General features: G+C 73.6%; 5 protein-coding genes. 4 read left to right on the forward strand and 1 reads right to left on the reverse strand.

The features are described 5' to 3' along the window. From B7767_RS29365 to B7767_RS29375, 3 genes are all read left to right on the forward strand, one after another. On the forward strand, nt 1-195 hold a 195-nt coding region (locus tag B7767_RS29365), incomplete at its 5' end, for an SDR family oxidoreductase (protein ID WP_143652687.1). Next, nucleotides 192-1,172, forward strand: coding sequence for an aldo/keto reductase (locus B7767_RS29370; protein ID WP_085574804.1), 981 nt, complete (start codon nt 192-194; stop codon nt 1,170-1,172). The genes B7767_RS29365 and B7767_RS29370, both read left to right, overlap by 4 nt. Beyond that, nucleotides 1,169-2,008 carry an amidohydrolase gene (locus tag B7767_RS29375; RefSeq protein WP_085574805.1) on the forward strand — a complete coding sequence of 280 codons (840 nt, stop codon included), beginning with the start codon at nt 1,169-1,171 and terminating at the stop codon, nt 2,006-2,008. Before B7767_RS29370 ends, B7767_RS29375 begins: the two co-directional genes overlap by 4 nt. Here the strand turns inward: B7767_RS29375 and B7767_RS29380 are convergent. Continuing rightward, on the reverse strand, nt 1,996-3,417 hold the full coding sequence (locus tag B7767_RS29380) for a lipase maturation factor family protein (RefSeq protein WP_085574806.1): 1,422 nt from the start codon (nt 3,415-3,417) through the stop codon (nt 1,996-1,998). The two genes, B7767_RS29375 and B7767_RS29380, sit on opposite strands and share 13 nt — an antisense overlap. A gap of 148 nt (nt 3,418-3,565) precedes the next feature. Here B7767_RS29380 and B7767_RS29385 point away from each other — a divergent pair. Continuing rightward, nucleotides 3,566-4,169, forward strand: a 604-nt coding sequence (locus B7767_RS29385; RefSeq protein WP_143652688.1) for a PAS domain-containing protein, incomplete at its 3' end; no start/stop codon positions are given.

The raw sequence follows: 4,169 nt of genomic DNA on the forward strand, positions 1-4,169 counted from the left end.
GACGCGGCCGACGACCCGGCCGCCGAACGCGCCGCCCTGGAGGCCCGCCAGCCCACCGGCCGCCTGGTCTCGGCCGCCGAGGTCGCGGGTGCCGTCGCCTACCTGGCGAGCCCGCTGTCCGGCGCCACCACCGGTACGGCCCTCGCGGTCGACGGCGGCATGCAGGGACTGCGGCCGCGCCCGGAGAGCCGGTGAACCCCCGCCGCCTCGGCCGCAGCCGCGTCGAGGTCACCGCCCTGGCCTTCGGCGCCGCCGGCATCGGCAACCTGTACACCGAGGTCGGTGAGGAGGCGGCGTACGAGACGGTGCGGGCCGCCTGGCAGCGCGGCGTCCGCTACTTCGACACCGCCCCGCACTACGGCCTCGGCCTGGCCGAACGCCGCCTCGGCGCGGCCCTGCGGGAGCACCCGCGGGACGCGTACACCGTGTCCACGAAGGTGGGCCGCCGCCTCGAACCCGTCGCGCACACCGGCGGCGACGACCTCGCCCACGGCTTCGCCGTCCCCGCCACCCACCGCCGCGTCTGGGACTTCAGCGCCGACGGCGTACGCCGCACCCTGGAGGCGAGCCTGGAGCGCCTCGGCCTGGACCGTGTCGACGTCGTCTACCTCCACGACCCCGACGACCACGCCGAACAGGCCTTCCGCGAGGGCTACCCGGCCCTGGAGCGGCTCCGCGCGGAGGGCGTCGTCGGGGCGATCGGCGCCGGCATGAACCAGACCGCGATGCTCACCCGCTTCGTCCGCGACACCGACGTCGACGTCGTCCTGTGCGCCGGCCGCCACACCCTGCTCGACCAGAGCGCCCTGACCGACCTGCTGCCCGCCGCCCGGGAGCACGGCAGATCGGTCGTCATCGGCGGTGCCTTCAACTCCGGGCTCCTCGCGGACCCGAGGCCGGGAGCCACGTACGACTACACCCGCGCACCCGCCGGGTTGCTGGACCGCGCCCTGCGGCTGAAGGAGGCCGCCGAACGTCACGGCACCACCCTGCGCGCCGCCGCCCTGGCGTTCTGCGCCGCCCATCCGGCGGTCGCGGGCGTACTGGTCGGTCCCCGCTCGGCCGCCGAAGTCCACGACTGCGCGGACCAGTTCGCGGCCCCGGTCCCCGGCTCCCTCTGGCGGGAACTGCGCGACACCGGTCTGCTGCCGCCCGAGGGGGAGCCGGCGTGACCGTCGACGCGCACCACCACGTCTGGGACCTGTCCGTCCGCGACCAGGACTGGATCACCGGCCCCGGACTCCGGCCGCTGCGGCGGAACTTCACCCTGGCCGACCTCGCACCCGAGGCGGTCGCGGCCGGTGTCGGCCGTACCGTCCTGGTGCAGACCGTCACCGTCCCCGAGGAGACCCCCGAGCTGCTGGCGCTCGCCGAGGCCCACGAGCCGGTCGCCGGGGTCGTCGGCTGGACCGACCTCACCCGCCCCGACGCCGCCGACGAGCTGGCCCGGCTGCGGGAACTGCCCGGCGGACGGTATCTGAAGGGCATCCGCCACCAGGTCCAGGGCGAGCCCGACCCCGAGTGGCTGCTGCGCCCGGACGTACGGCGCGGACTCGCCGCCGTCGCCGACGCGGGCCTGGTCTACGACCTGGTCGTCCTGCCGCACCAACTGCCGGCCTGCGTGGCGGCGGCCGGGTCACTGCCCCGGCTCACCTTCGTCCTGGACCACCTGGGCAAACCGCCCGTCGCCTCGGGCGCGCTCGAACCCTGGGCGTCCGGTGTCCGCGCCCTGGCCGCACTGCCCAACACGGTGTGCAAGCTCTCCGGCCTGGTCACCGAGGCCGACCCGGCCTCCTGGACCGTCGACGACCTGCGCCCGTACGCCGAGGTCGTGCTGGACGCCTTCGGCCCCGGCCGGCTGATGTTCGGCTCGGACTGGCCGGTGTGCACCCTCGCGGCGGCCTACGGCGACGTCCTCGCCACCGCGCGGGCGCTGACCGGGAACCTCGACGACACCGGACGCCGTCAGCTCTTCGAGACCACCGCCACCCGCGTCTACGGCCTCTGAGCCGGTCCCGTCAGCCGGGTCGGCGGCAGGAACTCCCGCACATACGTCCGCTCCCAGCACGCGCCCGTCTCCCGCAGCTCCCGCCACGTCGTGTAGCGGTAGCGGAAGAGGCGGGCGCGGATGTGCCGGGGCGGCGCGTCCGCGGGGAACGGGGAGCGACGCAGCAGCCTCAGCGTGTCCCGGTCGCCCTCCAGCAGCCGCTCCACCAGCGCGCCGAACCACGGACTCGCGTACGCGGGCGACAGCGCGGCGAACCACATCAGCCAGTCGAGCCGCAGATGGTACGGCGCGAACTGCCGCGGCCAGCGCCGCGGATCGCCCGGCTTGCCCTTGAACTCGTACTCCCGCCAGCCGGAGTCCTTCCGGGGCACCTCGTCCGCCGTCCCCTCCACGACCACCTCGTACCGGATCCGGCTGACGCTGCCGAACGCCCCGTAGGTGTTGACCAGGTGCAGCGGGTCGAAGGAGCGGTTCATCACCTGGCGGCGGGAGAGCATGTTGCGCACCGGCCGGTAACCGAGGCCGAGCAGCAGCGCGCACACCGCGAGGACGACCACCACGTACCACAGCGGCGGGTCGGGCACCGTCGGCGGATCGGCGGGGAACGCGACCGCGGGCAGGGCCAGCACGATCGTGATCCAGTTCAGCCACGCGAAGTTGCCGGACAGCACCAGCCAGAGCTGGGTGACGATCATCAGCGAGGCGGCGGCCGTGGCGACCGGCTGCGGGGCGAACAGCAGGAACGGCACGACGAGCTGGGTGACGTGGTTCGCGGCCACCTCGACACGGTGCAGCGGCTTCGGCAGACGGTGGAAGAACCAGCTCAGCGGCCCCGGCATCGGCTGGGTCTCGTGATGGTGGTCCAGACAGGTCAGCTTCCGCCAGCACTCGTCGCCGCGCATCTTGATCAGTCCCGCGCCGAACTCCACCCGGAACAGGACCCACCGCAGCAGGAACAGCACCACGACGGGCGGTGCCACCTCGTCGTTGCCGAGGAAGACGGCCAGGAACCCGACCTCCAGGAGCAGCGACTCCCAGCCGAACGCGTACCAGGTCTGCCCCACGTTGACGACCGACAGGTACAGCGCCCACGGCACCAGCCACAGCAGCATCCCGCCCCACAGCGGAAGCAGCGAGTCCAGCCCCGCCAGCAGCGCCGCCGACACCGCGCAGCCCGTCCAGGCGCACACCGCGAAGAACCGGTCCGAGTAGTGCCAGTGGAACAGGCTCGGCGACCTCCGCAGCGGCACCCGCTCCACGAAACGCGGCACCGGCAGCATGCCGCGCTCCCCGATCAGCGCACGGAACTGCAGCGCCGCCGTCAGGAACGCGACCAGGTACAGCCCGGCCAGCGCCCGCTGGAAGACCAGCCGGCCCGTCCAGTACTCGGACGCGGTGAACCACTCCACGGCCGCACGCTCCCTCCTGCCTCGTTCCGCCGACACCCCTGTGACTCTCCGTATACCACCGGGCGGGCCGCGCAACCCGCGGGCGAGAGGCGCGCGCGGGCGGCGCCCAGCGGTCGAAGAATCGCGTGAATCCTGGCAAGGTGGGCCCATGGCTGATCGGGGAGCGAGCCCCCTGTCTCTCCCGGACGACTGGCCGGACCACCCGGATCCGATCCTGGCGCTCAACCGCATGGGCAGTTTCGACTGGGACCTGGACGCCGGGGTGATGCAGATGGACGCCCAGGCGCACGAGATCTTCGACATGCGCCCCGACGAGTACGACGACCACCCCGAGACCCTGGGCAGCCGGGTCCCGCCCGGCGAGGCCCGGCGCCTGGACACCGTCGTGTCACAGGCGCTGAAGACCGGCAGCGAGAACTACGGCGCCTACTTCCGCGTCCGCTGCCGCGACGGCTCCCTGCGCTGGACCCACACCCAGGGCTACATCCGCCGGGACGAGTCCGGCCGGCCCCGCCGCATCATCGGCATCGTCCGGGACGCCACCCAGGAGCTCCGCGACAGCGAGGCCCGGCGCGATCAGGCGCTCCAGGAGGACATCCGCCGCCGGCAGACCAACGTCGTCCAGCTCACCACCGCCGCCCTCGCCCACGCCCGCACCGTGCAGGACGTCATCGACGCCCTCAAGGACACCCACGGCCTCACCCACCTGGGTGCGACCAGCCTCGTGATGGGTCTGGTCGAGGCGGGCCGGA

Source organism: Streptomyces sp. 13-12-16 (assembly GCF_002114215.1).
In the GTDB taxonomy this organism is placed as follows: domain Bacteria; phylum Actinomycetota; class Actinomycetes; order Streptomycetales; family Streptomycetaceae; genus Streptomyces.